The sequence below is a fragment of the Stieleria sedimenti genome, assembly GCF_025060895.1.
Taxonomy (GTDB): domain Bacteria; phylum Planctomycetota; class Planctomycetia; order Pirellulales; family Pirellulaceae; genus Stieleria; species Stieleria sedimenti.
Genome location: NZ_JANZKV010000389.1, coordinates 1 through 1,691 on the forward strand (window position 1 = coordinate 1; position 1,691 = coordinate 1,691).

3 protein-coding genes are annotated in these 1,691 nt (G+C 58.1%); 2 read left to right on the forward strand and 1 reads right to left on the reverse strand.

Annotation, left to right across the window (positions count from 1 at the left end; translation table 11 throughout):
• A partial coding sequence (locus NZK35_RS34085; RefSeq protein ID WP_259636996.1) for a hypothetical protein occupies nt 1-182 on the forward strand: 182 nt, incomplete at its 5' end.
• A 74-nt stretch (nt 183-256) separates the two neighbouring features.
• Here NZK35_RS34085 and cysC read toward each other — a convergent pair.
• Nucleotides 257-922, reverse strand: a complete 666-nt coding sequence (gene cysC / locus NZK35_RS34090; protein WP_259636997.1) for an adenylyl-sulfate kinase — start codon at nt 920-922, stop codon at nt 257-259.
• Nucleotides 923-1,093: 171 nt separating this feature from the next.
• On the opposite strand from cysC, the gene NZK35_RS34095 reads away from it, so the two are divergent.
• Complete coding sequence (locus NZK35_RS34095; RefSeq protein WP_259636998.1) at nt 1,094-1,633, forward strand: Uma2 family endonuclease; 540 nt, start codon at nt 1,094-1,096, stop codon at nt 1,631-1,633.
• Nucleotides 1,634-1,691 lie beyond the last annotated feature (58 nt).

Here is a 1,691-nt window from a genome sequence, read left to right on the forward strand (position 1 = left end):
GTTCCAGGTTCCAGGTTCCAGGTTCCAGGTTCCAGGTTCCAGGTTCCAGGTTCCAGGTTCCAGGTTCCAGGTTCCAGGTTTCAGGTTTCAGGTTTCAGGTTTCAGGTTTCAGGTTTCAGGTTTCAGGTTTCAGGTTTCAGGTTTCAGGTTTCAGGTTTCAGGTTTCAGGATTTGAGATCTGAGATTTGAGATTTTCTGACTCAAGCCCACCGCCCCCGACTGGACACGCAAAAACCTGCAACCGGAAACCAGCAACTCAAAAAATCCCCTTCCCCACCAACCATTGCCTCACTTCCCCGGCCAACACCTCGACACTCTTGCCCGCCCCCCCGTCCAGGCGAATCTCCGGCGACGCGGGGGATTCGTAGGGATCGCTGATCCCCGTGAAATGCTTGATCTCGCCCGCCCGGGCCTTCTTGTACAAACCCTTCGGATCACGCGTCTCACACACCTCCAACGGCGTATCGACAAACACCTCCACGAAATCACTCGCCCGCCCCGCCCGGGCGACGATCTTTCGCACCCGGTCGCGGTCTCGACGATAGGGGCTGACGAACGCCGTCAACGTGATCAACCCCGCCGACGCCATCAGGGCCGCCACGTTGCCGATCCGCCGAATGTTTTCCTCTCGATCGACCGCGCCAAACCCTAAACCGAATCGCTCCGCAAATTCCGACCCATGCTCGGGCTCCAAGACCGCCGGGGGAGCACACAACCCGTGACGCACATTGTCGCCATCCAATAACGTCGTCGCCCGCCCCTCGGCCACCAACATCGCATCCAACGCGTTGGCAATCGTGCTCTTGCCACATCCACTCAGCCCCGTGAACCAAATCACACAGCCCTGCTGCCCGAGCTGACGCTCGCGCTGTTGGCGATCCACACTGTGCTGGTGCCAAACGATGTCTTTCGAAACGTCCATTCCGTTTTTTCCTTGTCGCGTGCTCACGTGTCGGTCCCCGTCCGACCCTAACCTAATCGACACCCGCGCAATCCTCTACCACGACAACTAGCCCTGAACCGCGGAGATGGCATCGCTATAATTGAACCGCTCCCCAATCGCCCCAGGATCTCCCGCACCCAGGATTTCGAAATGTCCGCCGCAGCCAAGTACCTTCCGCACTACACCGTGGCGGACTACCAGCACTGGGAAGGCGATTGGGAACTTTGGAATGGGATCCCGATCTCAATGAGCCCCAGCCCGTTCGGGAAACACCAAATGGTGCTCGTCAACTTGGTCTCGGAACTACGTCTTGCCCTTCGCTCGGCCAATTGTGATGCAACGGCATTGTGCGAGATCGACTGGGTGATTGCTGACGACACCGTCGTGCGTCCCGATGCCGTCGTCGTCTGCGGACCGCCCCCCGGCGGGCACGTGAAAACCATACCGGCGATCGTCGCAGAAATCGTTTCACCGTCGACGGCCGATCGAGACCGAATCCACAAGAAAACGCTCTACCACGAATCGGGAGTCGGCGTTTACTTGATCCTCGACCCGGAAACAGAATCCGTCGACGCATACCGATACGCTGCGACCGGATTTCAGACCCTGAACGCGTCACCCGAATTGACGCTGACCCTCTGCGACGATTGCGAGATCAAACTTGATCCGACAAGCTTCTTCAAACGTTAGTGCTTTGTCAGCTTTCAATTTTCGGGTGCGTGACCCGGATGGCACGGGCAAGCGTGTT